A 1,021-nucleotide genomic window follows, 5' to 3' on the forward strand; every position below is an offset into this window, starting at 1 on the left:
TGGCCTGCCCCCATCAGGTGGCCCGGTTCTAATCTAATGCATGGTGGGCTTGTCGGCCACGGTTGAGATGGCCGGCGAAGCGGGTTGGGTTTTCGTAGGCGGCCAGACCACAGCGACCGGTGCTGGCGGCTTGTAGCCGAGCGAGGAGTGCGGGCGCCGGGTATTGTAGTGCTGACGCCAGCCCTCGATGACGATCCGAGCCTCGGCGAGGCTGTAGAACAGCTCGCCGCTCAGGAGTTCGTCGCGCAGCTTGGAGTTGAAGCTCTCGCAGTAGCCGTTCTCCCAAGGACTGCCAGGCTCGATAAAGGCTGTCTTCGCGCCGACCGCTGCGATCCAATCCCGCACTGCTTTGGCGACGAACTCGGGACCGTTGTCCGAACGAACATGCCCGGGCACGCCGCGCAGGATGAAAAGATCGGACAGGACATCGATGACGTCGGTGGCTTTGAGTTTCCGGTCGATCCGGATCGCAATGCATTCCCGGGTGAACTCGTCGATCACGTTCAGCATGCGGAATTTTCGACCGTTGTGGGTGCGATCCTCGACAAAGTCGTAGGACCAGACATGGTTGGGGTGTTCCGGCCGAAGCCGGATGCATGATCCGTCATTCAGCCAGAGACGGCCTTTCTTCGGTTGCCTGGCCGGCACCTTGAGCCCCTCCCGCCGCCAGATCCGCTCAACGCGTTTGACGTTCACCGCCCAACCGGCGGTCTCCAGCATGGCCGCGACCCGGCGGTAGCCGTAGCGGCCATACTGGGTGGCGAGCTCGACAATGTCGGCGGTCAGCGCCGCATCATCGACGCGACCCGTCGGCAGTTTCCTTTGCGTAGATCGATGCTGCCCCAGAACCCGGCACGCCAGCCGCTCCGACACGCCGAACTTTATCATGGCGTGGTCGATGCACCGGCGACGACGGGCGGGGCTCAGTAGTTTCCCGAGGCAGCTTCCTTGAGGATCAGCTTCTCCAACGTCAGATCCGAGACGGCTTTGCGCAGCCGCTCGTTCTCCTTCTCCAGATCCT

1 pseudogene is annotated in these 1,021 nt (G+C 62.8%); it reads right to left on the reverse strand.

Annotation, left to right across the window (positions count from 1 at the left end):
• Positions 1-33: 33 nt before the first annotated feature.
• Positions 34-1,021, reverse strand: a pseudogene (locus tag AC1DVA_RS28640) (IS3 family transposase); the annotation flags it as partial.

It is taken from the genome of Allobosea sp. P4_C6 (assembly GCF_056402015.1).